20 protein-coding genes, 2 pseudogenes and 1 riboswitch are annotated in these 25810 nt (G+C 74.4%); of the genes and pseudogenes, 12 read left to right on the top strand and 10 right to left on the bottom strand.

Annotation, left to right across the window (positions count from 1 at the left end; translation table 11 throughout):
- The first annotated feature begins 91 nt into the window (after positions 1-91).
- Both ACQPZO_RS28360 and ACQPZO_RS28355 read left to right on the top strand, forming a co-directional pair.
- Positions 92-2962: an alpha/beta fold hydrolase gene (locus ACQPZO_RS28360; protein WP_433344956.1), complete on the top strand. Its 2871-nt coding sequence runs from the start codon at positions 92-94 to the stop codon at positions 2960-2962.
- Positions 2962-3834 carry an ABC transporter permease gene (locus ACQPZO_RS28355; protein ID WP_350881588.1) on the top strand — a complete coding sequence of 291 codons (873 nt, stop codon included), beginning with the start codon at positions 2962-2964 and terminating at the stop codon, positions 3832-3834. Before ACQPZO_RS28360 ends, ACQPZO_RS28355 begins: the two co-directional genes overlap by 1 nt.
- Here the strand turns inward: ACQPZO_RS28355 and ACQPZO_RS28350 are convergent.
- Positions 3824-4052 (bottom strand): annotated as a pseudogene (locus ACQPZO_RS28350) (hypothetical protein). The gene ACQPZO_RS28355 and the pseudogene ACQPZO_RS28350 overlap by 11 nt on opposite strands.
- A gap of 487 nt (positions 4053-4539) precedes the next feature.
- On the opposite strand from ACQPZO_RS28350, the pseudogene ACQPZO_RS28345 reads away from it, so the two are divergent.
- Positions 4540-4707: pseudogene (locus ACQPZO_RS28345) on the top strand (type II toxin-antitoxin system VapC family toxin); the annotation flags it as partial.
- 51 nt (positions 4708-4758) lie between these two features.
- Here the strand turns inward: ACQPZO_RS28345 and ACQPZO_RS28340 are convergent.
- The gene (locus ACQPZO_RS28340; protein ID WP_433344955.1) at positions 4759-5220 is read right to left on the bottom strand and encodes a GNAT family N-acetyltransferase; all 462 of its coding nucleotides are present in this window, start codon (positions 5218-5220) and stop codon (positions 4759-4761) included.
- 186 nt (positions 5221-5406) lie between these two features.
- Between ACQPZO_RS28340 and ACQPZO_RS28335 the strand changes: the two genes are divergently transcribed.
- Positions 5407-5856, top strand: coding sequence for a DoxX family protein (locus ACQPZO_RS28335; protein ID WP_433344953.1), 450 nt, complete (start codon positions 5407-5409; stop codon positions 5854-5856).
- 15 nt (positions 5857-5871) lie between these two features.
- On the opposite strand, the gene ACQPZO_RS28330 is transcribed toward ACQPZO_RS28335, so the two are convergent.
- Together ACQPZO_RS28330 and ACQPZO_RS28325 are read right to left on the bottom strand one after the other, a co-directional pair.
- Entirely contained in the window at positions 5872-6582 is a 711-nt protein-coding gene (locus ACQPZO_RS28330) for a hypothetical protein (RefSeq protein ID WP_433344952.1), read from the bottom strand.
- A 121-nt stretch (positions 6583-6703) separates the two neighbouring features.
- The gene (locus tag ACQPZO_RS28325) at positions 6704-7159 is read right to left on the bottom strand and encodes an Rv0361 family membrane protein (protein WP_433344951.1); all 456 of its coding nucleotides are present in this window, start codon (positions 7157-7159) and stop codon (positions 6704-6706) included.
- A gap of 197 nt (positions 7160-7356) precedes the next feature.
- Positions 7357-7488: riboswitch (SAM riboswitch) on the top strand.
- A 12-nt stretch (positions 7489-7500) separates the two neighbouring features.
- Between ACQPZO_RS28325 and thrC the strand changes: the two genes are divergently transcribed.
- From thrC to paaN, 3 genes are all read left to right on the top strand, one after another.
- Complete coding sequence (thrC, locus tag ACQPZO_RS28320; protein WP_433344950.1) at positions 7501-8787, top strand: threonine synthase; 1287 nt, start codon at positions 7501-7503, stop codon at positions 8785-8787.
- Between the two features lie 386 nt (positions 8788-9173).
- Positions 9174-10193 (top strand): N-acetyltransferase family protein, encoded by a 1020-nt coding sequence (locus ACQPZO_RS28315; protein ID WP_433344949.1) that lies wholly within the window; start codon positions 9174-9176, stop codon positions 10191-10193.
- Positions 10194-10314: 121 nt separating this feature from the next.
- A complete protein-coding gene (paaN, locus tag ACQPZO_RS28310; protein ID WP_433344947.1) occupies positions 10315-11988 on the top strand; it encodes a phenylacetic acid degradation protein PaaN in 1674 nt (557 codons plus the stop codon).
- A 77-nt stretch (positions 11989-12065) separates the two neighbouring features.
- On the opposite strand, the gene ACQPZO_RS28305 is transcribed toward paaN, so the two are convergent.
- Positions 12066-12659 (bottom strand): GNAT family N-acetyltransferase, encoded by a 594-nt coding sequence (locus tag ACQPZO_RS28305; protein ID WP_433344945.1) that lies wholly within the window; start codon positions 12657-12659, stop codon positions 12066-12068.
- Between the two features lie 225 nt (positions 12660-12884).
- Between ACQPZO_RS28305 and ACQPZO_RS28300 the strand changes: the two genes are divergently transcribed.
- Both ACQPZO_RS28300 and groL read left to right on the top strand, forming a co-directional pair.
- On the top strand, positions 12885-13088 hold the full coding sequence (locus ACQPZO_RS28300; protein WP_088998148.1) for a cold-shock protein: 204 nt from the start codon (positions 12885-12887) through the stop codon (positions 13086-13088).
- Between the two features lie 1050 nt (positions 13089-14138).
- Positions 14139-15761 (top strand): chaperonin GroEL, encoded by a 1623-nt coding sequence (groL, locus tag ACQPZO_RS28295; protein WP_387014555.1) that lies wholly within the window; start codon positions 14139-14141, stop codon positions 15759-15761.
- 75 nt (positions 15762-15836) lie between these two features.
- Here the strand turns inward: groL and ACQPZO_RS28290 are convergent, their stop codons facing one another.
- The 3 genes from ACQPZO_RS28290 to ACQPZO_RS28280 form a co-directional block, all read right to left on the bottom strand.
- Positions 15837-16082, bottom strand: coding sequence for a hypothetical protein (locus tag ACQPZO_RS28290; protein ID WP_433344944.1), 246 nt, complete (start codon positions 16080-16082; stop codon positions 15837-15839).
- Positions 16083-16272: 190 nt separating this feature from the next.
- A complete protein-coding gene (locus ACQPZO_RS28285) occupies positions 16273-17211 on the bottom strand; it encodes a GNAT family N-acetyltransferase (RefSeq protein WP_433344943.1) in 939 nt (312 codons plus the stop codon).
- 93 nt (positions 17212-17304) lie between these two features.
- Entirely contained in the window at positions 17305-19848 is a 2544-nt protein-coding gene (locus ACQPZO_RS28280; protein WP_433344942.1) for a S8 family serine peptidase, read from the bottom strand.
- 27 nt (positions 19849-19875) lie between these two features.
- Between ACQPZO_RS28280 and ACQPZO_RS28275 the strand changes: the two genes are divergently transcribed.
- Positions 19876-21744 (top strand): glycerol-3-phosphate dehydrogenase/oxidase, encoded by a 1869-nt coding sequence (locus tag ACQPZO_RS28275; protein ID WP_433344941.1) that lies wholly within the window; start codon positions 19876-19878, stop codon positions 21742-21744.
- Positions 21745-21768: 24 nt separating this feature from the next.
- Here the strand turns inward: ACQPZO_RS28275 and ACQPZO_RS28270 are convergent, their stop codons facing one another.
- Positions 21769-23169, bottom strand: coding sequence for an FAD-binding oxidoreductase (locus ACQPZO_RS28270; RefSeq protein ID WP_433344939.1), 1401 nt, complete (start codon positions 23167-23169; stop codon positions 21769-21771).
- A gap of 35 nt (positions 23170-23204) precedes the next feature.
- Between ACQPZO_RS28270 and ACQPZO_RS28265 the strand changes: the two genes are divergently transcribed.
- On the top strand, positions 23205-23477 hold the full coding sequence (locus ACQPZO_RS28265; RefSeq protein WP_433344938.1) for a DUF4031 domain-containing protein: 273 nt from the start codon (positions 23205-23207) through the stop codon (positions 23475-23477).
- Positions 23478-23820: 343 nt separating this feature from the next.
- On the opposite strand, the gene ACQPZO_RS28260 is transcribed toward ACQPZO_RS28265, so the two are convergent.
- Entirely contained in the window at positions 23821-24483 is a 663-nt protein-coding gene (locus ACQPZO_RS28260) for an HD domain-containing protein (RefSeq protein WP_433344937.1), read from the bottom strand.
- 66 nt (positions 24484-24549) lie between these two features.
- Here ACQPZO_RS28260 and ACQPZO_RS28255 point away from each other — a divergent pair, with 66 nt between their 5' ends.
- Complete coding sequence (locus ACQPZO_RS28255) at positions 24550-25809, top strand: FUSC family protein (RefSeq protein WP_433351311.1); 1260 nt, start codon at positions 24550-24552, stop codon at positions 25807-25809.
- Position 25810: the final 1 nt, after the last annotated feature.

Raw genomic sequence — 25810 nt, 5'->3', positions numbered from 1 at the left:
CGATCCGATCCGGCCGCCGATCGGCCTCACCGGACGGACGTACGGAGGATCTCAGCCAACGCTCAGGAATTGCCCCGTACCGTTGTGCCCCATGAGATCGCCGTTGCCGGTCGCGCCGGTCCGACGGGCCCTGGGCACCCGCCGCCGCCGGATCGTCGCCGGGTCGGTGGCGGCTGTGCTGGTGGCCGCCGTCGCGGTATGGGCGACCCGGTCCGACGAGGCCGGCTTCCGCACCGAGTCCGCGCTGGTCACCGTCCGGTCCGGGCCGACAGGCGGCGAGCCGGTGGACCTGGACACCACGTTCTACCTGCCGGACGACGCGTCGGCCGGCCGCAAGGTGCCCGCGGTGCTGCTCGCGCACGGCTTCGGCGGCACCAAGGAGTCGGTCCGGGCCGACGCCGAGGACCTGGCCGCCCAGGGGTACGCCGTGCTCGCCTGGACCGCCCGGGGCTTCGGTCGCAGCGGCGGCCAGATCCACCTGGACAGCCCCGACCACGAGGTGCGGGACGGCGAGCGCCTGCTGGACTGGCTGGCCGCCCGGCCGGAGGTGCGCACCGACGCCCCCGGCGACCCCCGGGTCGGCGTGGTGGGCGGCTCGTACGGCGGCGGCCTGGCCCTGCTGCTGGCCGCCCAGGACCAGCGGGTCGACGCGATCGTCCCCATGATCACCTGGAACGACCTGTCCCGCGCGTTCCTGCCGGAGAGCACCGGCAAGGACGCCACCTCCGGCGTGTTCAAGAAGGGCTGGGCCGGGATCTTCTTCGGCGGCGGTGGCAACGCCGGCTCCGGCCCCGCAGGGCTCTCCGGCACCTCGGCCGCCGAGCCGGAGGGTGCCCCCGCCTCGGCCGGGCCGCCCAGCCCGGCACCGGGCTCGGGGCCGGGCACCGGCTCCGGGCGCACCCCGGCGGGCGCGGCGGACCCGGCCTGCGGCCGGTTCGCCGCCGACGTCTGCGCCGCGTACCTGCGGATCGCCACCACCGGGCGGGCCGAACAGGCCGACGTGGAGCTGCTGCGCCGGTCCAGCCCGGCCCCGGTGCTGGACAAGATCAAGGCACCGACCCTGCTGGTGCAGGGGGAGGCGGACAGCCTCTTCCCGATCGCCGAGGCGGACGCCAACGCGCGCGGCATCGCGGCGAACGGCACCCCGGTCCGGGTCGCCTGGTACACCGGCGGCCACGACGGCGGCGCGGGGCCGCGCAACGACTCCGACCGGGTGAAGTACCTGACCGTCCAGTGGCTCGACCACTACGTCAAGGGCGAGGGGTCGGCCCCGGGCGACGACTTCACGTACTCCCGGATCGCCGGCTTCGACGCCCTCGACCGCGGCCTGGTCGCCACCGGCTTCCGCACCGCCGACTACCCCGGCCTGGCCGGCGACGGACGCCGCGAGGTCGCGGTGACCGGCCCGGCCCAGCCCGTCGCGAACCCGCCGAACGGCAACCCGGCGGCCATCTCGTCGGTGCCGTTCGCCGGCGCGCTCGGCTCGCTGCTGGACGGGGTGGCCGGCGACGTCCCCGGCCAGCACGCCCGGTTCGAGTCGGAGCCGCTGGCCGAGGCGGTGGACGTGGCCGGCGCGCCGACGGTCTCGATCCGGGCGGCGTCGCCCACCGGCGAGGCGGTGCTGTTCGTCAAGCTCTACGACGTCGACCCGACCGGCGCGGCGACCCTGCCGAACGGGCTGGTCGCCCCGGTCCGGCTCACCGGGCTGCCGACGGAGGTCGGTGCCGCGACGCCGGTCACCGTGACGCTGCCGGCGATCGTCCGCCGGATCGAGGCCGGGCACCGGCTGCGGATCACGGTGGCCACCACCGACCAGGCGTACACCACGCCGGTCGAGCCGACCGTCTACACCGTGGCGGCCGGCGACGGCCCGGTCGTGCTGCCCACCGTGGCCGGTGAGCCGATCCCCACCACGGCCGTCGTCTGGCGCTGGGTGCTCGCCGGGCTGCTGGCCGCGATCGCCGTCGGGCTCGTCGCGGTCGTCCTGCTGGCCCGCCGCCGGCACCGCCGCCAGGACAGCTCGGTCCACCCCGAGTACGCGGGCGTCCCGCTGGCCGTCCGGCAGCTCCGCAAGGAGTACGCCGACGGCTTCGTCGCCGTGTCGAACGTCGACTTCGAGGTGCACCCCGGCCAGGTCGTCGGCCTGCTCGGGCCCAACGGCGCGGGCAAGACCACCACGCTGCGGGTGCTGATGGGGCTGACCCAGCCGACCGCCGGGGAGATCTACGTCTTCGGCCGCCGGTTGGTGCCCGGCTCGCCGGTGCTGTCCCGGATCGGGTCGCTGGTCGAGGGCCCCGGCTTCCTGCCGCACCTGTCCGGCCTGGACAACCTCAAGGCGTACTGGCGGGCCACCGGCCGGCCGTGGGCGGACGCGCACTTCGACGAGGCGCTGGAGATCGCCGGGCTCGGCGACTCGGTGCACCGCAGGACCCGCAAGTACAGCCACGGCATGCGGCAGCGGCTGGCCATCGCCCAGGCCATGCTCGGCCTGCCCGAGCTGCTGGTGCTCGACGAGCCGACGGACGGCCTGGACCCGCCGCAGATCGCCGAGATGCGCCGGGTGCTCCAGCGCTACGCCACCGACGGGCGGGCCGTGCTGGTCTCCAGCCACCTGCTCGCCGAGGTGGAGCAGACCTGCACCCACGCCGTGGTGGTCAACAAGGGGCGGATCGTGGCGTCCGGCCCGGTCGAGGACATCGTCGGCGAGTCGCCGAGCGTGCTGCTCGACGTCACCGACCCGGCCGCCGCGCGCGAGGTGCTGGGCCGGCTCGACGGGGTCACGGTGCTGCCGGACTCCGACGGGAACCTGGTGGTGGACACCAACGGCACCGCGCGCAGCGAGGTGGTGGCCGAGCTGGTCCGGGCCGGGATCGGGGTGGACCGGGTGGTGCCGCGCCGCCGCCTGGAGGACGCGTTTCTCGCCCTGGTGGGCGAGAACTCTCGGGGAAGCGGGGACCGGTGATGGCGCAGTCGTCCTCCACGGTGGGCGCGGCGGCGGGCTACCGCCCCTCGGCCACCCTGCCGTTCGCGGCGGAGTTCCGCCGGCAGGCGTCCCGGCGGCGTACCCAGCTCGCGCTCGGGTTCATGGTGCTGCTGCCGTTGATCATCCTGATCGCGTTCCAGTTCGACTCCGGCGAGGACGACCGCAACGGCGGGGGCGAGTTCGCCAGCCTGTCTGACCTGGCCACCTCGGGCGGGCTGAACTTCACCCTCTTCGCGCTGCTGGTCTCGGCATCGTTCCTGCTGGTCGTGGTGGTGGCGCTGTTCTGCGGCGACACGGTGGCCAGCGAGGCGAGCTGGGGCAGCCTGCGCTACCTGCTGGCCGTCCCGGTGCCCCGCGCCCGGCTGCTCGCGGTGAAGCTGGTGGTCGCGCTCGCGTACTCGGGGCTGGCCCTGCTGCTGCTCGCCGGCACCGCCCTGCTCGCCGGCACCCTCCGGTACGGCTGGGAGCCGCTGAGCAGCCAGGTGGCGGCCCAGTTGGAGCCGGGGGAGGGGTTGCTGCGGCTGCTGGCCGTGCTCGGCTACCTGGCGGTCGTGCTGCTGGCGGTGGCCGGGCTGGCGTTCCTGCTCTCGGTCGTCACGGACGCGGCGCTCGGCGCGGTCGGCGGCGCGGTGCTGCTGTGGATCCTGTCCAGCATCCTGGACCAGATCACCGCGCTCGGCGGGATCCGGGCGTTCCTGCCCACCCACTACGCCAACGCCTGGCTGGGGCTGCTGTCGACACCGGTGCAGACCGACGACGTGGTGCGCGGCTGCATCTCGGCGATCGCCTACGCCACCCTGTTCTGGTCGCTGGCCTTCTGGCGCTTCACCCGCAAGGACATCACGAGCTGACCGCCGGGCGTGGGCAGCGGTCGGGGCCGTCGAGGCGGGCGTCGCACCAGACCCGGGTACGCGCGGACTGCCGGTCCTCCTCGGACAGGGCCGTCTCGCCGAAGTCGATGGCGAGCACGTGGCCCGAGGGAGCGGCGCAGCGCCATGGCCAGGGCGGCGGCGTCGTCGACCCGGGTCAGCGTGGTCGGCAGGTGGATGGCCCAGTGCGGATCGCTCATCGCGGCCACCGCCCGTTCGTACTCTTCGGGGTGCGCAGGCAGGCGGCGTGCCGCTGCCACAACGCCTGCCGGATTCGCTCGGTCTCGGTCCTGGCGGTGATCGCCCCCCGGGTGAGCCGCTCCAACTCGTCGGCGATCCGGTCGAGCTAGGCGTACACCTGGTCGGGGTCGGGGCCGCGCCACCGACGACTGCCGAAGGTGGCGGCGCGGACGTGCTGCGGTAGCAGGCGTCGGATGGCTGGGTGGAGCACGGCTGGCTCGCCCTTCCGGTGCGAGCGGGTGCCGCGCGGGAGATCGGTGTCGCGGGCCGGGCAGTCCGGCCGATCTGTGGCGCCGGGGCGAGCGGGGTCGACCGGCACGACCGCGCGTGACGTACCGGCCGATCGCCGGGAGATCGGGTAGATCTTGGAAAATTCCGGCCCCTGGAAGGGCCGTTTGCTTCCAAGATCTCCCAGCTCCGGGGTTCGGGCCGCGCCCTCCAGCAAGCGAGCTACCGGTGACCCACGCCCAGACGATCGCCGCCGGCCGCCTTCCGTTCGATCACCGTGATCCCTTCGATCGGATGCTGGTGGCGCAAGCGGTCACCGAGGGCTTGACGTTGGTCACTTGCGACGCGTCGATCGCGCTGTATGACGTGGACGTCCTCAAGGTGTGACCCGGTCCGGGTTCTGTGCTGACAGCTCACGAGCCCCTCTCGGTTGCCGCTTCACCCGGTAACAGGTGAAGCGCCTGCGTGAACTGCGGGGTGCACCGTGACCAGTCGCTTGTGGAAGTGGTGCTTCGCGGTGCCGTCCGGCATCTCTGGCGTGCGCCCGACCTCCTGATAGCCGTGACGGTGATAGAAGCCGGGCGCGTGGAAGGACATGGTCGCCACGACAACCCGGTCGCAGCCGCGCCGCAGGATCTCGTCCTCGGCGGCGGCCAACAGGCGACGACCCAGGCCACGGCCTCGCTGGTCCGGCTCCACCCACAGGGAGGCGATGCCGCCGCAGCCGCCCCAGGTCCACCCGGTGATCCCGCCGAGGAGGGTGCCGGCGTCGTCGGTGGCCCGGATGGACAACGGCGTCTCGTCGTCCGAGGCGATGGAGGATCGGTTGATGGCGTCCAGTTCGTCTGAGAGGCGACGTTCCAACTCGGGGTCGTCCTGGCCGGTGAGCAACGTGGTCATGACCGGATCCTGACGCCCGGTAGGAATCCGTGCATCCCCTTATTTCGATCGCCGCGCCCCCGGCCGGCGCCGGAGCGGCCGACGTGTCGACGCTGTGAAAGCGTTCCTACAGGGAGGGATTTCGTGGACACCCCCCACCCTTCCCCGCATGCTTGGTGCATCGATCAGCGTCATTGGAGGTGTCGCATGAAGTTCGACCGACTCGGCGGACTCGTCCTGTCCCTGTTCCGCATGGTGGTCGGCCTGCTCTTCCTGTGCCACGGGCTGTCGTCGCTGTTCGGCGTGCTCGGCGGTGCCCGGGGCACCGGCCAGGCCGTCCCGTTCGGCGAGTGGCCGGGCTGGTGGGCGGCGCTGATCCAGACAGCCTGCGGCGTGCTGGTGCTGGCCGGGCTGTTCACCCGGCCCGCCGCGCTGGTCGCCTCGGGCTCGATGGCGTACGCCTACTTCGTGGTGCACCAGCCCGACGGGCTGTTCCCGCTGCGCAACGGCGGCGAGCTGGCGGCGCTGTTCTGCTGGTCGTTCGCGCTCGTCGCGGTGCTCGGCCCCGGCACCTGGGCGTTGGACAGCCTGCTCCGCCGCCGTCGGGAGCCCGCCGCCGCGGCCCCGGTGCCGGGCAAGCGGTCCGTGCCGGCTTGAGTCGTACCCCCGCCGCTACGGCTTGTACGGCGCGTCGGTGTGACTGACCTCGGTGAACGTGCTGCCGGAGAGCTGGTAGTACGAGGTGCGCCGGATGTCCAGCTCCGCCATGCTGCGCTCGGCGGAGCGGGTCAGCCAGACAACCTTCGCCCGGCCGCCCGACACGGTGATCGAGACGACCGGGGTCCGGTCGTCCAACTCGGCCAGGCTGCGGTAGACCGGCTCACCGTCGGCGTTGCGCCACACCACGAGGGTGTAGAAGGTGCCGCTGCCCCCGCTCTTGAGGGCGACCGCGCCGACCGCGTCCGCCGCGCCGTCGCCGTCGAGGTCACCGATCCCGCAGGGCTTCTGCAGGGTGACCGTGTCGCCGTCCTCGCCGGACCAGACGCCCTCGGCCAGTGGGAGGTAGTCGGCGTACCCCTGGTAGGGGACCTTGGTGCTGCCGACGTGGGCGCCGGCGAGCTGCTTGCAGGTCAGAGCGGGCACCTTCTTCGGCGCGGGCTTCGGCGGCGCGGCGGTGGTGCCGGCGACGGTCGGCTCCGGCGGGGCGGCGGGGCCCGTCGTCGCCGGGGCCGGCTCCGGGCCGTCCTCCGCCGGGGTGGCCGGATCGGCGGCGGCGGGAGCGGTGGTCGTACCCGCCGAGGAGGTCGACCCCCCAGGGTCGCAACTCGCGGTCAACAGGCAGGCCAGGGCGAGGATCGCGAGGCTGGGCAGGGTCCGGCGCATCGGCCAGTTCCTCTCTCGGGGGGTGGGCTTCCCGCACCGTAGCGGCCCCACGCCACCCGGATGATCGTGGCCCCGGCCGGGCCCCGTCGGCGCGGAGGCCCGGCCGGCCGGGGTCACCCGATCAGCCCCCGCACACCCGCCACTGGTCACCCTCCTTGACCAGGCTGATGACCCTGTTCCGGTCAGCGATCCTGACGGTCACCTCGGCGCTGGTGTCGCCGTTGCTGGTGTGCACCTGGGTGTCGGTGACGCGGTACTCGTCCAGGGGTGGCTCGGCCTGCCGGGCCCGGGTGAACTGCGCCTCGGTCTGCCGGCTGCGCAGTCGCTCGCAGAGCCGGGCGTACGCGGCCGGGTAGTTGCCCGCCTTCGTGTCGTCCAGGTACGCGGTCGCGGCGTCCCGGGCCGGGGTGATGGTGCCCTGCACGGTGCGGAACAGCCAGAAGCCGCCGCCGACCGCTCCGGCGCAGCAGAGCAGTGCCACCACGGCGACCACGATGATCACGGTGCGGGTCGTCCGGCTGAGCCCGCGGGACTTCGGGGGTGGCCCGGGCATGCCGGGCGTCGGGGGGTACGTCACGCGGTGAGCGTAGAAACCCCAGGCCAGACCCCATGCAGGCCCCCCTTGGAATTGATCAAGTCCAACGTTGCGGGTGGTGGTGGCGTCGACTCCCACGGTGACGGTGTGATTAATTCAATGCCCTTGGAGTGGCCCAACGCTGGAACCTCGGGTGGCGGAGCCGGCGATCCGCCGTAGACTCGGGCGCACAACTGAATACCTCATCCAGAGGGGCAGAGGGATACGGCCCGACGAAGCCCCGGCAACCACCCGCGCGCTCGATGACGAGCGGTGCGGACAGGTGCCAATTCCGTCCCCGCCGCAGGGTGCGATGCGGGGAAAGATGAGAGGACCTCCTCGACATGACGTCGACCCTCGCCGCGTCCGGCATCGACACCACCGCCAGCCCCGCCCGCGCCCTGGTCTGCCGGGCCTGCACCGCGCGTTATCCGCTCGCCGCGCAGCACGCCTGTTACGAGTGCTTCGGCCCCCTTGAGGTCGACTACGACGCCGCCGCCCTGGCCCGGGTGACCCGCGAGCAGATCGAGGCCGGACCGCAGAACATCTGGCGGTACGCCGCCCTCCTCCCGGCCGGCCAGGACCCCGCCACCCGGGTGACCGTCGACCCGGGGCTGACCCCGCTGGTCGCCGCGCCCAACCTCGCCGCCGAGCTGGGCATCACCGCCCCGCTCTGGGTCAAGGACGACAGCGCGAACCCCACCCACTCGTTCAAGGACCGGGTGGTCTCGGTGGCTCTCACCGCCGCCCGGGCGCTCGGATTCACCCGGTTCGCCTGCGCCTCGACCGGCAACCTGGCCAACTCGGTCGCCGCCCACGCGGCCCGCGCCGGGGTCCCCTCGGTCGTGTTCATCCCGAGCGACCTGGAGGCGGGCAAGGTGGTCACCACCGCCGTCTACGGGGGCGAGCTGGTCGCCATCGACGGCTCGTACGACGACGTGAACCGGCTCTGCGGTGAGCTGGTGGAGACCGACGAGTTCGAGGACACGGCGTTCGTCAACGTCAACGTCCGCCCGTACTACGCCGAGGGATCCAAGACCCTCGGGTACGAGGTGGCCGAGCAGCTCGGCTGGCGCATCCCGGCCCAGGTGGTCATCCCGATGGCCAGCGGTGAGCTGCTAACCAAGATCGACAAGGCGTTCAGCGAGCTGGTCGAGATCGGCCTCGTCGAGGCCCCGGCCGGCGGCTGGAAGGTCTTCGGCGCCCAGTCCGCCGGCTGCAACCCGATCGCCGCCGCCCTGCACGCCGACACCGACATCATCACCCCGGTCCGGCCGACCGGCATCGCCAAGTCGCTCAACATCGGCGATCCCGCCGCCGGCCTGTACGCCCTGGAGGCGGTCCGGCGCACCGACGGCTGGATGGAGTACGCCGACGACGACGAGATCCGCGACGGCATCCGGCTGCTGGCCCGGACGACCGGGGTGTTCGCCGAGACGGCCGGCGGGGTGACCGTCGCCGTGCTGCGCAAGCTGGTCGAGTCCGGCCGGCTGGACCCGACGGCGGAGACTGTGGTGTTCAACACCGGCGAGGGGCTGAAGACCATCGACGCCGTCGCCGGCCAGGTCGGCCCGACCCACCGGATCAGGCCCTCGCTGCGCGCCGCCCGGGACGCCGGCCTGCTCGGCTGACCTGTTTCGGATCGACCCTGGTGCGGCCTGCGGCCCTTCCCCCTTCCCGGCCCGGAAGCGCGCCGCATGCCGCACTCCCCCGGCCCTTGCCCGCCGCCCCGGACCCGACCGTCCGGTGGACGGGTGGATCGCCCGGACGGAGGATGGGGCGGATCCCCCGAGTAACCGACTTTTAGCCCTGGGTGAGAGAAACCCGCCGCCGAGGACTTGACGGCAGGAACCGGACGGCGCAGGATGCTCGGTGCGGGAGGGCGTTTCGCCGAAGACTTTTTAGTTCTTGCGACCCAACGCCGAAGGCGTTGTGCGATCGTCCCTCCCGACCACGTCCGATCGGGCCAGCGATTAATTCGCTGGCCCGATCGTCTTTCCCGGGTCACCCTCAGCCCATGGGCATCACGATCACGCCGATCGACCCGGCCGACCAGAGTGCGGTCGACGCGGCGTACCGGATCAGGGCGGCGGCCGACGCGGCGGACGTCCCCGACTTCCCGCCGCTGTGCCGGCGGCGGTTGGAGGCCGGGCTCCGCCACCCGATGCCGGGCGGGGCGCCGGTCTGGGCGCTCGCCCGCCGCGACGGCGTGCCGGCCGGCTACCTCGCCCTGGACCTGCCGCAGCTCGACAACACCGACAACGCCAACGTGGACCTGTTCGTGGACCCGTCGCACCGCCGGCACGGGGTCGGCCGGGCGCTGCACGAGCACGGCCTGCGGGTGCTGCGCGAGCGGGGGCGCAAACGGGTGGTCGGGATGGCCGTCGCGGCCCTGCCCGACGGGCCGGAACGTGCCGGGGCCGGCGGAGCGTTCGCCGCCGTGGTGGGCGGGCGACCGGTGCTCGCCGAGGTCCGCCGCCGGCTCGACGCGGCCCGGCTCGACCAGGCCGTGCTCGACGCCCTGCTCGCCGACGCGCGGCCCCGCGCCGCCGGCTACCGCACCGTCCGCTGGCAAGGGGCCGCCCCCGAGGAGTACGTCGCCGACGTGGCCCACCTCGACGGCCGGCTGATGACCGACGCCCCGCTGGGGGACCTGGAGTGGGAGCCGGAGCGGGTCGACGTCGAGCGGATACGTGGCACCGAGCGGGCGCTCGACGCCCGGGGCCGCCGCCGCTACCACCACGGGGCGGTGCACGTGGCGTCCGGCCGGCTGGTCGCCTGGACGCTGCTCGACGTCGGCCCCAGCGCGTCGTGGCACGCGTTCCAGCAGATCACCATCGTCGACCCGGCGCACCGGGGGCACCGGCTCGGGCTGCTGACGAAGGTGGAGAACCTGCGGTACGGCCTGGCCCACGAGCCGGAGCTGCGCTTCGTGGACACGTTCAACGCGGCAGCCAACGGGCACATGATCGCCATCAACGAGCGGCTCGGCTTCCGTCCCGTCGACGCCTGGACCGACTGGCAGCTCACCATCTGACCGGGCCACCGTGCGACCGCCCGGCTGTTCAGCGCCGCGCCGGCCCGGTCGGCGTCCCGGCACGCCGGCGGCGGTCGCCGGCCCCTACTGTCCGGTTCGCCGCTGGGGCATGATGGCGGGCATGACGGAGACCCCGCATCCCCTGCACGACAGGCACGCCGACACCCTCAACCGTGCGCTGACCGCGATCGCGGAGCGTGGGTACTGGTCCGCCTACCCGGAATCACCCAGCCCCCGGGTGTACGGCGAGACCGCCGCCGCCGACGGCAAGGCAGCCTTCGAGGCGTACCTGAACGGCGACTTCCCGCTCGACCAGCCGGGCGTCGGCGACCGGGTGGCCACCGAGGCGAGCCCGTTCGGGCTGGAGCTGAACGTCCGTTACCCGCACGCCGGCGCCGACGAACTGGTCGCCGCCGCCTCCGCCGCGCTGCCGGCCTGGCGCGACGCCGGCCCGCAGGCCCGGGCGGGGGTCTGCCTGGAGATCCTCGACCGGTTGCACAAGCACGTCTTCGAGCTGGCCAACGCGGTGCAGTTCACCAGCGGACAGGCGTTCGTGATGGCCTTCCAGGCCGGCGGGACGCACGCGCTGGACCGGGCGCTGGAGGCGATCGCCTACGCGTACGCGGAGATGACGCGGCTCCCGGGGACGGCCGGCTGGGAGAAGCCCGCAGGCAAGGGCGACCCGCTGCGGATGACCAAGACGTTCCACGTGGTGCCGCGCGGGGTGGCCCTGGTCATCGGCTGCAACACCTTCCCGACCTGGAACTCGTACCCGGGGCTGTTCGCCTCGCTGGTCACCGGCAACCCGGTGGTGGTCAAGCCGCACCCGCGCGCGGTGCTGCCGTTGGCCATCACCGTGCGCTACGCCCGGGAGGTGCTCGCCGAGGCCGGCTTCGACCCGAACCTGGTGCTGCTCGCCCCCGAGGCCCCCGGCGAGAAGCTCGCCTCGACGCTCGCCCTGCACCCGGCCGTGAAGATCGTCGACTTCACCGGCTCCACCGAGTACGGCGACTGGCTGGAGGCCAACGCCCGGCAGGCGGCGGTCTACACCGAGAAGGCCGGCCTGAACACGGTGGTGATCGACTCCACCGACGACTTCGCCGGGATGTGCCGCAACCTGGGCTTCACGCTGACCCTCTACAGCGGCCAGATGTGCACCACCTCGCAGAACATCCTGATCCCGTCGGGTGGCATCGCCACCGACCAGGGGCACAGGAGCTTCGACGAGGTGGCCGCCGGGATCGCTGCGGCAGTCGGCAAGATCACCGCCGACCCGGCCCGGGGCGTCGAGCTGACCGGGGCGATCGTCAACGACGGGGTGCTGGAGCGCCTCGACGAGGTCACCAAGGTCGGCGAGGCCGTGCTGGAGTCGCGGGCCGTCGAGCACCCGTCATTCCCCGGCGCGGTGGTCCGCACCCCGACGATCGTGAAGCTGGCGGCCGGCGACACCGGGACGTACTCGCGGGAGTGGTTCGGGCCGATCTCGTTCGTCATCGCGACCGACTCCACCGCGCACGGCCTGGAGATCCTGCGCTCCACGGTGGGGGAGAAGGGTGCGCTGACCGCGGCCGTCTACTCCACCGACGAGGCGGTGCTGGACGCCGCCGAGGCGGCTGCGGTCGACACCGGGGTGCACCTGTCGTGCAACCTGACCGGGGGCGTGTTCGTGAACCAGTCGGCGGCGTTCTCCGACTTCCACGGCAGCGGCGCCAACCCGGCCGCCAACGCGGCCCTGACCGACGGCGCGTACGTGGCGAACCGGTTCCGCGTCGTGCAGAGCCGCCGCCCCGCCTGACGAGGCGCCCAGGGGCCCTCTCGGCGCGCGGGCGTCGGGCGGGCCCCTGGGCACGCCAAACTCAAGCGCCGGGGCGCTCAGGCGGGGCGGCGCATCTGGAGCTCGCGCAGGGCCGGAATCACCGGGTGGGGGACCCGGACGCCCGTGTCGACGAAGCCCAGCCTCTGATACGCCCGGTAGGCGCGGTCGTTGCCGACCACCACCTCCAGCATCAGCTCCGGCCGGCCGCACTCGCGGGACCAGCCGGCCACCGCGTCGATCAGCTCCGCGAGCAGGCCGGTGCCCCGCCGCTGCGGGGTGACGTAGACGGCGTACACGATGGTCAGGCCCGGCTCGTCCGGGGCGACGGTGCCGCCGGCGTGCCCCAGGAGCCGGCCGGCGGGGCCGCCGGGGCGGTCGGTGCCCGGGTCGGCGACGAACTGCGCGGTGTGCCGGCCGACGGCGACCGAGGCGATCCGGGCCGCGTAGTCGGCGTGCGGGCGGGCGGCGGCGTCCGCCAGGGTCTCCAGGAAGGCCAGCGGGGCGTCGGCGAGCATCTCCAGCCGCAGCGCGCGCATCCGGGCCGCGTCCCACGGGGTCACCCGGTGGACGACGGCCGCCCGCGTGGCCGGGGCGACCCTCCTGTCCGGCGCGGGACGCCCGGCGGCCGACGGGCGGGGACCTGCTGTCATCCCGCATGCTTACCGCAGTGACGCCCGCCTATGCGTCTCCGGGTCGAGGTCGGTCCGGTATAGCCTGATTTGCGGTCGTGCGCCTGCGTGACGGCTCGTGTACCGTGCGATTTTGGTCACTGAATTCGGGGTCGTCGTCCGACCCCGGAGCCGGTGGTCCGGGGCCGCCGGTTCGCGCCGGCGTCCCGCCGGTTCGGCAGGCCGCGCGACGTGAGGAAGTGCACCGTGGCACAGGGCACCGTGAAGTGGTTCAACTCCGAAAAGGGCTACGGCTTCATCGCCGTCGACGGGGGGCAGGACGTCTTCGTCCACTTCTCCGCGATCGAGATGGACGGCTACAAGGCGCTGGACGACGGACAGCGGGTGGAGTTCGAGATCGCCCAGGGGCAGAAGGGGCCACAGGCCGAGCGGGTCCGCGTCGTCGCCTGACCCCCGACCAGGTCCGGGGCCCGCGGCTGGCGGGCCCGGGCCGACCCGCCCGCGACCGCGACGACGGGCACCCCGCCGGATGGGTCAGCCGGATGCCGTGGCCGGGTGCGTTTAGCCGGATGCGGTGGCCCCAGGGGCGGGACGGCGACGCGGGGCCGGGTCTCGACGCGGGGCTGACTCTTCGGTGCGCCGGCGTGCTGCGCCGCGCCGCTGGGTGCCCCCACCCCGGCCGGAAGCCCAGTCGAGCCCTGGCGACGCCCACGTTGCTGCTGGCGGCACGCCTGTACCTCGGGTCCCGGCCGCCTGCGGCCCCGCCGCCGGTGCCTCATGCCGCCCGGCGTCCCATGCCGCCCGGCGTCCCATGCCGGGCCCGCAGCCCGACGGCTGCCTCGAGCTTCTGCCTGTCCGTGACGGGGGCGCGTGGAGCCGGTTCGGCCCGGTCTCGCCCTTCGAGTGCGGCACCACCGATCCTGCCCGCGCCAGTCCCGCGTCGCCGATTCTGCCCCGCCCCGCCGACCCGGGTCCGCCAATTCGCCCGCCCGCAGGCCGGGCCCCTGGCCGGCCCGCCGGCTGACGCAGCGGGGCCGGGAGACTCCACGTACGCGGTCCCGGATGTCCCGGCTCACCTGACCGTCTCGGCTCACCTGACCGTCCCGGTCGTCAGTACCCGGGCAAGGGTGCCCGGCGTGCGGTGGTCCGGTGACCGCCGTCGGCAAGTGGGTGAACTTGGCCGAGTCGGCGGCCGGACAGCGCTGGTCAGGGCTCGCGAACCGGGTCGGGACCCGGCATCGTGCTTGCACTCGGCAAGGCAGAGTGCTAAACAAGTCATTGGCACTCGCATACCGTGAGTGCCAATGGTCGGGACGGTGGGGCCACGGGCTCCCGGCGGGCAACCGCCGGGTGGCGCAAGGCCGGTCGTCGCGGGCTATCCGGCCCGGCCGAGGAGACGTCGTCGTCGCCAGGTGGCGACGTCCCAAGGTGCGTACACCAGGCGGCCCATCCGGGACACACACTCGGGTGGCCCGTGAGTGTCCAGGAGGACAACGCCGTATGGCCAAGATGATCGCGTTTGACGAAGAGGCTCGCCGTGGCCTCGAGCGGGGCATGAACCAGCTCGCCGACGCCGTGAAGGTGACCCTCGGCCCCAAGGGCCGCAACGTGGTGCTCGAGAAGAAGTGGGGTGCCCCCACCATCACCAACGATGGTGTGAGCATCGCCAAGGAGATCGAGCTCGAGGACCCCTACGAGAAGATCGGCGCTGAGCTGGTCAAGGAGGTCGCGAAGAAGACCGACGACGTTGCCGGTGACGGCACGACGACGGCGACCGTCCTGGCCCAGGCCCTGGTCCGTGAGGGCCTGCGCAACGTGGCCGCCGGCGCCAACCCGATGGCCCTGAAGCGGGGCATCGAGGCCGCCGTGGCCAGCGTCTCGGAGGAGCTGTCCAAGCTCGCCAAGGACGTCGAGACCAAGGAGCAGATCGCCTCCACCGCCTCCATCTCCGCCGGTGACAGCACCGTCGGCGAGATCATCGCCGAGGCGATGGACAAGGTTGGCAAGGAAGGTGTCATCACCGTCGAGGAGAGCAACACCTTCGGCCTGGAGCTTGAGCTCACCGAGGGCATGCGCTTCGACAAGGGCTACATCTCCGCGTACTTCATGACCGACCCGGAGCGTATGGAGGCCGTCTTCGACGACCCGTACCTCCTCATCGTCAACAGCAAGATCGCCTCGGTGAAGGACCTGCTCCCGATCCTGGAGAAGGTCATGCAGTCGGGCAAGTCGCTGCTGATCATCGCCGAGGACATCGAGGGCGAGGCCCTGGCCACCCTCGTGGTCAACAAGGTCCGTGGCACCTTCAAGTCGGTCGCCGTCAAGGCGCCGGGCTTCGGTGACCGCCGCAAGGCCATGCTGGCTGACATCGCCATCCTCACCGGTGGCCAGGTCATCAGCGAGGAGGTCGGTCTCAAGCTGGACGCCGTCGGCCTCGACATGCTGGGCCGCGCCCGCAAGGTCGTGGTGACCAAGGACGAGACCACCATCGTCGACGGTGCCGGCGACGCCGAGCAGATCCAGGGTCGGGTCAACCAGATCCGGGCCGAGATCGACAAGAGCGACTCCGACTACGACCGCGAGAAGCTGCAGGAGCGCCTGGCCAAGCTGGCCGGCGGTGTTGCGGTGATCAAGGTCGGCGCGGCCACCGAGGTCGAGCTCAAGGAGCGCAAGCACCGCATCGAGGACGCCGTTCGCAACGCGAAGGCGGCCGTCGAGGAGGGCATCGTCCCGGGTGGTGGCGTCGCGCTGGTGCAGGCCGGCAAGACCGCCTTCGAGAAGCTGGACCTGACCGGCGACGAGGCGACCGGCGCGCAGATCGTCAAGATCGCGCTGGACGCCCCGTTGCGGCAGATCGCCGTCAACGCCGGCCTTGAGGGTGGCGTGGTCGTCGAGCGCGTCCGCAACCTCGACCCGGGCCACGGCCTCAACGCCGCCAGCGGCGAGTACGTGGACCTGCTGGCCGCGGGCATCATCGACCCGGCCAAGGTCACCCGGTCGGCGCTGCAGAACGCCGCCTCCATCGCGGCGCTCTTCCTCACCACCGAGGCCGTCGTCGCGGACAAGCCGGAGAAGGCCTCGGCTGCCCCGGCTGGCCCGGGTGGCGGGGACATGGACTTCTGAGTCCAGCTCCACCGAACGCCGAAGGGGCGGGCCGCTGACACGGCCCGCCCCTTCCGTCGTCTGCCGGCCCGCCGGTCACGTCGGTAGGGGTCGCTGGTTGCGTCGCTTCCGGGTCCGGTCGTACGGCGGGTGGATGCGGATCGGCTCGTCCACCAGGACCACCGGCTCCTCGGCCGGGAGCGCGTCGTCCTCCGTCATCTCCGCGAGCTGCTCGGCGTCGCCGTAGTCCAGCCGGTCGAACGGCAACTGGCCCGGGATCTCCTCGACCGGCACCCAGGTGGCCCGCTGCGCGTCGTCGGTCTGTTCGTCGTCCGTGGCCATGACCGCCTCCTCTACCCAGACGGTAGGGGCCGTCGATGGCCGACGCGGCCGAACGGCGCTATACAGGCCCTTGCCCGTTTCGCCGCCCGGCCTGCCACGCACCCGGCCGCCCGGCCTGCCACGCAGTACTCGATGGAACGGCCTGCCACGCAGCACTCGGCGGCCCGGGCGGCGGCCCGGGCTTCCCCGCTCATCCGGCGGCCGGCAGCGCCTTGCGGTACAGGAAGAAGACGCGCTCGATCCGGGCCCCCGCGCTGCCCGAGTAGAAGGACACCGGGCCCACCCAGCCGATCTGGGCGGATTCCACCCCCTCGGCCCGCTGGTCGCGCAGGCACCGGCGCAGCAGCACCCCGCCGATCCCCGTGCCCTCCGCCTCCGGATCGGTGCCCATGGGGCCGAACCAGCTCGGCCGGGACGAGCCCCAGGCGGCGAAGCCGAGAACCGTGCCGGCCCGTTCCGCCAGGTGTGCCCCGGCGCCGGGGCGTCCCAGCGAACCGGCCAGCTCGCTGTCCCACGCGCCGCCGAAGGTGGACCGGGCGAACGCGGCCAGCGCCGGCAGGTCCGCCGGCTCCGCGCGCCGCACCGTGACGCCCCGCTCGGCCAGCCGCCGCTCCGCCGGCTCCGTCGTCCGCAGCGCGGGCGATTCGTCGTACGACAGGTCGGCCGTCATGTTCCACGCCGTGCGGTCCTGGGCGTAGCCCAGCGCCAGCGCGGCGCAGACCGCCGGGGTGTACCGCACGTCGATCCCCGGCCAGGCGTAGTACGGCGGGTTGCCGGCCAGCAGCACCTCGGTCGCGCCCCGCCCGGCGAGATCGCGCTCGGCCCGGTCCAGCAGGGCCCGCCCCACGCCCCGACGCCGTCGCTCGGGGGCCACCGCCACCAGGTCGACGTGCCCGACCGGGGGCTCCCCGTCGGAGAGCGAGGCGATCAGCGCGCCGACCAGTTCCGTCCCGTGGTACGCGCCCAGCCCCAGCACCGTCCGGTCCGCCCCGGCGCGGGTGTGCAGGGTGTCCACCACGGCCGCCGCCTCGGCCGCGTCCTCCGGCAGGTCCAGCGCGTGCCGGCACAGGTCCACCACGGCGGGCAGCGCGCCGGGGGTCAGCTCGGCCAGGGTGATCTGCACGTCCATGGTCGCCGACCCTAGATCACCGACCGCCCCGCCGCACCTGCCGGCGCCCAGCCGCACCTCCCGCGCCGTGGGCGTCGACGAGGCCCCCGCGGGTCATCCGGCGCGGGCGGCGCGGACGGCCGCGTACGCGTCGACGAGGCCGGCGCCGGTGATGTTCGCGTCGCCGCCGCAGGCGTCCGCCGGGTTGCGGGAACGGTACGTCGCGTCGGCCGGGGTGGCGGTGTCCCGCAGGATCCGCCGGGTCCGGTCCAGGTCGCCCACCAGCGCCGGGTTCGCCGACCACATCAGCGCCACCACCCCGGCCACCTGCGGGGCCGCCATCGAGGTGCCGTCCAGCGTGGCGTACGTGCCACCCGGCATCGCGGAGAGCACCCCGACGCCCGGGGCGACCAGGTCCGGCTTGCTCCCGCCGGGCACCGGCCCCCGGCTGGAGAAGGAGGCGACCTTCCGGTCCCGGTCCACCGCCCCGACCGTGAGCACGTCCGGGTACGGCGCCGGGGGGTCCTCGATCGACCCGCAGCGCGGCCCGGTGTTGCCGGCCGCCGCGACGACGAAGATGCCGGCCGCGTCCAGTGCCGCCGTCGCCGGCCGCAGCGCCGCCGGGTCGCAGCCCTCGATCGGCGGGCAGCCCCACGAGTTCGTCAGCACCTGTGGGGCCCGCTCGGGCCGCCCGTCGGTGAACGGGTCGCCGCCGGTCGGGAACGGGGCCAGCATGAACTGGAGGCAGTCGAGGTAGCGGGCCGGGCTGCCGAGGTTGCGGTCCAGGTTCACGCAGCCGACCCAGCTGGCACCCGGGGCCACCCCGATGCCACCGCGCCCCACCGCGCTGCCCGCCGTGTGCGTGCCGTGCCCGCCCTGGTCGGTCGGCGCCGTCGTGTGGTCCCACGGGTCGTACCAGGAGTCGTCGCCGCCCCGGAAGCCGGCGGCCAGCGCCGGGTGCCGGCCGTCCACCCCGGAGTCGGAGCTGCCCACCACCACGCCGGCGCCGGTCACCCCCAGCCCGGCCCAGACCCGGTCCGCGCCGATCAGGGACACGTTCCAGGCCGGCCCGGCCGGCGCGGGCGCGTCGCCCCGGCTGGTCGGCGCGGCGGCCGGCAGCGGGCGCAGCCGCTGGCTGACCAGCACCCGGGCCACCTCCGGCCGGCCGGACAGCCAGGCCCGCACGGCCGGACCGCCGTCCACCTCGATCGCGTTGACCAGGTAGTACGGCGTCGGGTCGAGCCGCAGCCGGGCCAGGTCGCGGCGCAGGTCGGGCTGGGTGCGCTCGGCCGTGGCGACGAGCCGCCGGTAGACCTCCCCGGCCCGGGCGTCCCGGCCTCCCCGGCCCGGTGCGCCGGCCGGGATCCCGCTCAGGTCGGCCTGCTCGCGCAGCACCACCAGCAGCCGCTCGCCGTGCAGGCCGGGGCGGCCGGGCCCGAGGTACACCGCCGCCGCCCCGGCGAGCAGGACCACGGCGGTCGCCGCCGCCACCGGCCGGCTGGGCGTCCGACCGCGCGGACGGGCCAGCAGCACGCCGTACGCGACGGACAGCACCGCGGCCACCGCGAGCCCGGCGGCGGCGGTGGCCGCCACCCAGAACGGCACGTCGCGAGTGGCCGCCAGGACGAGGGTGTTCTCCTCCGGGTCGACGAAGGCCAGCGGCCCGAGAACGCCGAGCCCGACGAGCCAGCGCGTCGGGCCGGGCCCGGCGGACCCGCCCGCACGGGCGGCGGGGGCCTGGAGGGCAGCCAGCACGAAGCCCAGCGGTGGCAGGGTCAGCAGGGCGGGCAGTTGCGCCCCGGACTGCCCGGACCCGGCGGCGACGAGCAGCAGCGTCACCCCGGCGACCAGGCCACCGACCAGCACCAGCCGGGCCGGCCGGGGCGGACGGCCGACCGCGAAGTGCGCCCAGAACCGGGCGTCGAGCAGCGCCCCGGCGAGGACGCCGACCGCCGCGGCGGCGACCGCCGCGAGGACGGTCTCCAGCAGCCCCCCGAGCGCCCCGAGCCAGGCCCAGGGCAGCACGGTCGCCACCCCGGCGGCCACCGCCAGCAGCGTCAGCGTCCCGTTCCCGCCGGCGGCCGGCGGCACCGGGGCAAGCCGTCCGGACGTGCCCGGTCCCCCGACCGTCCCGGCACCCGGGACTGTCCCGGCGGATTCCGCGTCGCCGGCCGGCCGGCCGGTTCCGGCACCCGGGGACGCCTGGGCGCGGCCCCGGGCGAGCCGGCCGAGCACGGCGGCGAGCAGGCCGGCCGCCACGGCCAGCGCGGCGAGGTACGCCTCGTGGTGCACCGGCGGCAGGGCGCGCAGCAGGGTGAGCGCGCCGACGGCCAGCAGCCCGGCGAGCCAGGCCCGGCCGGTGGCCCGGACCGTCCCGGACCGGGGCAGCAGCGTGAGCAGCAGCGCCGGCACGCCGGCCAGCAGGACGGTGACGCCGGCCACCACCGGCCAGATCCGGACCGCCCGGTCCAGCCCGCTGATCAGCATGATCTGGTCGGTCAGCCAGCCGGCGAGCTCGCCGGAGACGGTGACCGCGACAGCCCAGCAGCCGACCAGCACCGCCGCCACCACGGGCCACGGGCCGGGGCCCGACGGCGGCGGACCCGGCACGGCCGGAGGCCGGGGCTGACCTGCGAACGGTGGGGGGTCGACCTCCATCCCCAGACAGTACGGCGTGATCACGACATGCCGCGGGACGGCCGGGACGGTTACCGTGGACGGGTGCGTGACCCCAACGTCTCCCGAACCGTCGCCGGTCAGCTCTCCCCGGCGCGCCGAGCCACCGACCTGCGCCGGCTGCGCGCCGAGCGGTTCGACGTCCTGGTCATCGGCGGCGGCGTCACCGGTGCCGGGGCGGCGCTCGACGCGGCCTCCCGGGGGCTGAAGGTGGCCCTGGTGGAGGCGCGCGACTACGCGGCCGGCACCTCCAGCCGGTCCAGCAAGCTAATCCACGGCGGCCTGCGCTACCTGGAGCAGTTCGAGTTCCACCTGGTCCACGAGGCGCTCACCGAGCGGGGGCTGCTCGCCACCCGGCTCGCCCCGCACCTGGTCCGGCCGGTGCCGATCCTGATCCCGCTGCCCGCCGGCCGGGGCGCACGGGACGTGCCGGCCCGCACCTTCCGCCGGTCCTACTACGGCCTCGGGGTGGCCGCGTACGACGCGTTCGCCGGGCTCTTCGGGGGCGGCCGGGGGATGCCGCTGCACCGGCACCTCACCCGGGAGGGGGCGCGGCGGATCTTCCCGAGCCTGCGCGCCGACGCCCTGGCCGGGGCGATCCGCTACTACGACGGGCAGGTCGACGACGCCCGGCTGGTGGTCACCCTGGCCCGCACCGCGGCCAGCCTCGGCGCGACCGTGGTCAACAGCACCCGCGCGGTCGGCCTGATCCGGCAGGCCCGCGAGGTGACCGGCGTCCGGGTCCGTGACCTGGAGGCCCCACCCGGCTCGCCCGACGCCGAGTTCGAGGTGCGCGCCCGTACGGTGATCGCCGCCACCGGCGTGTGGAGCGACGACATGTCCCGGATGCTCAACGACGTCGGGCTGCGCCCCGGCTTCCGGGTCCGGGCGTCCAAGGGGGTGCACCTCGTGGTGCCCCGCTCGGCGATCACCGGCGAGACGGGGCTGATCCTGCGCACCGCCACCAGCGTCCTGTTCGTGATCCCCTGGGGCGGGCACTGGATCATCGGCACCACCGACACCGACTGGCGGCTGGACCGGTCCCACCCGGCCGCCTCGGCCCGCGACATCGCGTACCTGCTGGACCAGGTCAACACGGTGCTGGACCGGCCGCTCACCACCGCCGACATCGAGGGCGTCTACGCCGGGCTGCGCCCGTTGCTGTCCGGCGAGGCCGACTCCACCTCCAAGCTGTCCCGGGAGCACGCCGTCATCGAGCCGATGCTCGGGCTGCTGCTGGTCGCCGGGGGCAAGTACACGACGTACCGGGTGATGGCCTCCGACGTGGTGGACCGCGCGGCCCGCCGGCTCGGCGGGGTTCGCCCGTCGCGCACCGCCGACCTGCCGCTGCTCGGCGCCGACGGGTACGCCGCGATGTGGCGGGACCGGGCCGACCTCGCCCGCCGGCACGGGGTGCCGGTCGGGGTGGTCGAGCACCTGCTGGAGCGGTACGGCACCCTGACCCTCGCCCTGCTCGCCCTGGTCGACGTCGATCCGCTGCTGGCGTCCCCGCTGGCCGGGGCACCGGAATACCTCGCGGCCGAGGTGACGTACGCGGCCCGCGCCGAGGGGGCGCTGCACCTGGAGGACGTGCTGACCCGGCGTACCCGGATCTCCTTCGAGACCACCCACCGCGGCCTGGAGTCCGCCGAGCACGCCGCGGAGCTGATGGGCGCGGTGCTGGGCTGGGACGCCGCGACCCGGGCGCGCGAGGTCGAGCACTACCGGGCACGGGTGGAGGCGGAGCGGCAATCCCAGCTGATGCCGGACGACGCGACCGCCGACGCGGCCCGGCTCGGCGCGCCGGACGTGCGGGGCTTCGCGGCGGACCGGGGCGCCGACGGCGATCCCGTCGAACTCCCGTCGTTCCCCCGCTGACCGACCCCCTGCCGCAGGCCGCGGTCAGAGCACCTTGCCGGGGTTGAACAGCCCCTCCGGGTCCAGCGCAGCCTTGATCGCCTGGTGCACCCGAACGCCCACCGGGCCGATCTCCCGGGCCAGCCAGTCCCGCTTGAGCAGCCCCACCCCGTGCTCGCCGGTGCAGGTGCCGCCCAGCTCCAGGCCGAGCCGCATGATCTCGTCGAAGGCTCGCCGGCCCCGGTCCAGGCTGGCCGGGTCGGCGCGGTCGACCACGATGTTCGGGTGCAGGTTGCCGTCGCCGGCGTGTCCCACCACGCCGATCGGCACGTCGCACTCCTCGGCGATCCGGGCCACCCCGTCGAGCAGCGCGGCGAGCGAGCCCCGGGGGACGGCCACATCGTCGATGATCAGCCCGCCGTTCCCGCCCGGGTACGCGTCGGCGGCGAACTTCTCCATCGCCGGGTGGGCCAGCCGGCGGGCCTGGAGCAGCGCCGCCGCCTCCGCCGCGTCGGTGGCCGCGTACACCTCGTCGGCCCCGGCCGCCTCGCACACCTCGGCGATCCGGGCCAGGTCCTCGGCGGCCCGCGACCCGGTGTCCACGGCGGCGAGCAGCAGCGCCTGCGCGTCGGTGCGCAGCCCCATCGGCTGGTACGCCTCGATCGCCGCCAGGTGGGTCCGGTCGAGCAGTTCCAGCAGGCTCGGGGTGAGCCCCTTCGCGGCGATCTCCGCCACCGCCACGCCGGCCTCCGCCGTGGAGTCGAACACGGCGACGAGGGTGAGCGACGCCTCCGGGGCGGGCCGCAGCGCGACGGTCACCTCGGTGACCACCCCGAGGGTGCCCTCCGAGCCGACGAAGAGGCTGGTCAGGTCGTACCCGGCGACGCCCTTGGCGGTGCGCCGGCCGGTGCGCAGCACCTCGCCGGAGGCGAGCACCACCTCGAGGCCGAGCACGTACTCGGTGGTCACGCCGTACTTGACGCAGCACATGCCGCCCGCGTTGGTGGAGACGTTGCCGCCGATGGTCGACGACTCCCACGAGCCGGGGTCCGGCGGGTAGTACAGCCCCTCCCGCCGTACCGCCCCGGCCAGCGTCGCGTTCACCACGCCGGGCTGGACCACCGCGATCCGGCTCACCGGGTCGATCTCCAGGATCCGGTCCATCGCCACGGTGCTCAGCACGATCGCGCCGTCCACCGCGTTCGCCGCGCCGGCCAGCCCGGTCCGCGCCCCCTGCGGCACCACCGGTACGCCGTACCGGGCCGCCGCCCGGACCACGCCGACGACCTCGTCGGTGCCGCGTGGGCGGACCACCACCAGCGGCGTCCCGGAGGCGCACAGGTCGGCCTCGTCCCGCTCGTGCATCCGGAGCAGGTCCGGATCGGTCAGGACGGCGTCGTCGCCGAGCACGGCGCGCAGGTCGGCGAGGAGGGGTGAGGCAACCATGCAGCAGAGGCTAACCCCCGGCTAGTTTGGCGACCATGCTCTATCTTGACCGGCCCGCCTGGCCGGCCCGTGGGCGGCTCTGGTCACATTTGATCAGCGACGTCTCGCCCGCCGAGTTGCACGCCTTCGCCGAGGTGCTCGGCGCGCCCCGCCGTGCGTTCGACCGCGACCACTACGACATCCCCGCCGAGCGGTACGCCATGGCGGTGCACCTCGGAGCCAGGGTGGTCCCCAGCCGCGAACTGGTCCGCCTCCTGCGCGCATCCGGCCTCCGCCGCCCCAAACACCTGTCCCACCCCACCCCCTGACCCACCCCACCCCCACCCCACGTCCCACCCCGTCCCACCGCCCACCCCGTCCCACCGCCCACCGCCCACCGCCCACCGCCCACCGCGATCTTGCACTTGCGGCCCCCGTTTTGGGCCTTAGATGGCATATATGAGGGCCGCAACTGCAAGATCGCGGGGGTACGGGCACGGGATCGCGGGGGTACGGGCACGGGTGCCGGACACGCGCACCGGGCTCAGATTGTCGCCCGGACGCCGCCCTCGGGACGCGGGCCGCAACTGCAAGATCGCGGGGGGCGCGGGCGGGTCGCGGGGGCGCGGGCGGGTCGCGGGGTGGGGAGAGGCGGGGTGGGGTGGGGGTGGGCTAGTGGAGGGTGGTTAGTTCGCGGTGGAGGTTGGCGCGGGCCGGGTGCTCCCAGCGGGCGGCCAGGGTGGGCAGCCGGTAGAGGGTGGGCAGGGCCAGCAGGCCGTCGAGCACCGAGGCCCGCCCGGCCCGGAACGCCGGCTCCGGCACGTGCGCGTACTCCCGGCGGACGGCGGCGGCGTACCGGTCGTACTCGTCGGGCGGGCCGGCCAGCACGGCCAGGTCGGCGTCGCAGAGCAGCGCGCCGTCGCGGTCCCCGGCCGCGACCGCGTGCCCGGCGGTGAGCAGCACCAGCCGGCGGACCTCCGCCACCGCCACGGTCGGCACCCCGACCCCGGTCAGCAGCGCGTCGGCGAGGTCGGCGCTGGCCCGCTCGTTGCCGTCCCCGCCGGTACGCGGGTCGTAGACCGCGTCGTGGCACCAGGCGGCGAGCCGGACCAGGTCGGGGTCGTCGGCCAGTTCGGCGTGCGCGTCGACGACATCGAGGACGGCGGTCAGGTGCCGGGCGGTGTGGTAGTGCCGGTGCGGTTCCCGCCAGCGGGCCAGCAGGCCCGCCCCGGCGTCGGTCAGTGCCGGTGAGTCCCCGGCCCCGGCGCCCAGGGCCGCCGCCCGCCACCGGCCGATCAGTTCCACCGTTCCCCGGCGGCCGTCCGAGTCCGTCATCTGGCCGAGTCTGCCGGAGCGGGCGAGGATTCACCGCACTCACGGTGGGTAGTCCCCGCCATGGCCGTGGCCCGGGATCGCCGATCGTCGCTGCTGCGGCGCGCCGGCCTGCACGACGGCGTGGCCGACATCGACTCGGCGCGGATCTCGGCGGCGATGGAGGAGCTTCGCCGTCGCGGCAGAGCCACCCTGCACGATCGGCTGCACCGGGTCCGGATGGCGGGGGGCCTGGCCGTGCAGGCCGGGCTGGCCGCCACGCTGGCCTGGATCATCTCCCACCACCTGCTGGGCAACCCGCAGCCGGTCTTCGCGCCGATCTCGGCGGTCGGCGCCCTGGCCGCGTCGGTCGGCCAGCGGCTGCGCCGGACCGTCGAGCTGATCGTCGGGGTGGCGGTCGGGGTGTTCCTCGGCGACCTGCTGATCTACCTGGTCGGCACCGGGGGCTGGCAGCTCGGGCTGGTGGTGACGGCGTCCATCGTGCTGACCCTCTTCTTCGGTGGGAGCGTGTCGGTCGTCATCCAGGCCGCCGCCTCCGCCGTGCTGATCGTCACGCTCAGCCCGTCCACCGAGGACCTGGAGATACCGCGCTTCATCGACGCCTTGATCGGCGGCGGGATCGCGCTGGTGGTGACGGCGGTCCTGTTGCCGCTGAACCCGCTGCGGGTGATCAACCGGGCCGCCCGGCCCGCGCTGGACCTGCTCGCCGACCAGCTCGACGCCACCGCCGGGGCGCTGCGCGGGCGGGATCGGGACAGCGCCCAGCGGGCCCTGGAACGGCTCCGCGAGAACAAGGAGGAGCTGGCCACCCTCATCGAGGCGATCGAGGGCGCGAAGGAGACCAGCATCCTCTCCCCGGCCCGTTGGCACCGGCGCAGCGAGCTGACCCACTACACCGAGGCGGCCGACCCCATCGACCGCGCGATGCGCAACACCGGGACCCTGATCCGGCGTTCCGTGACGATGATCGAGGACGGGGAGCCGGTGCCGGAGCCGATGCCGGACGCGGTGGCCCACCTCGCCGAGTCGGTCCGCCTGCTCCGTCACGAGTTCTCCGTCGGGGCGGAACCGGAGAAGGCCCGGGAACGGTCCCTGCGCGCGGTCAGTGAGGCCGGCCGGGCGTACGCGCAGGGGGTCGGGTTCTCCGGCAGCGTGGTGATCGCGCAGGTGCGCACCACCGCCAGCGACCTGCTGGTCACCTCCGGCATCGACCAGGAGGAGGCCAACCGGCTGATCCGGGTGGCCTTCGGCGAGCAGGAGAAACCGACCGTCGGCCCGGCCGAGAGCGTCCCCGCCCCGAAGCCGCCCACGGCCCCGCCGCTGGGCTGAG

This window comes from Micromonospora sp. CA-111912, from assembly GCF_050948415.1.
In the GTDB taxonomy this organism is placed as follows: domain Bacteria; phylum Actinomycetota; class Actinomycetes; order Mycobacteriales; family Micromonosporaceae; genus Micromonospora.
The sequence above is the reverse complement of the archived record's forward strand: the minus strand, read 5'-3'. Positions and strand labels throughout refer to the sequence as shown.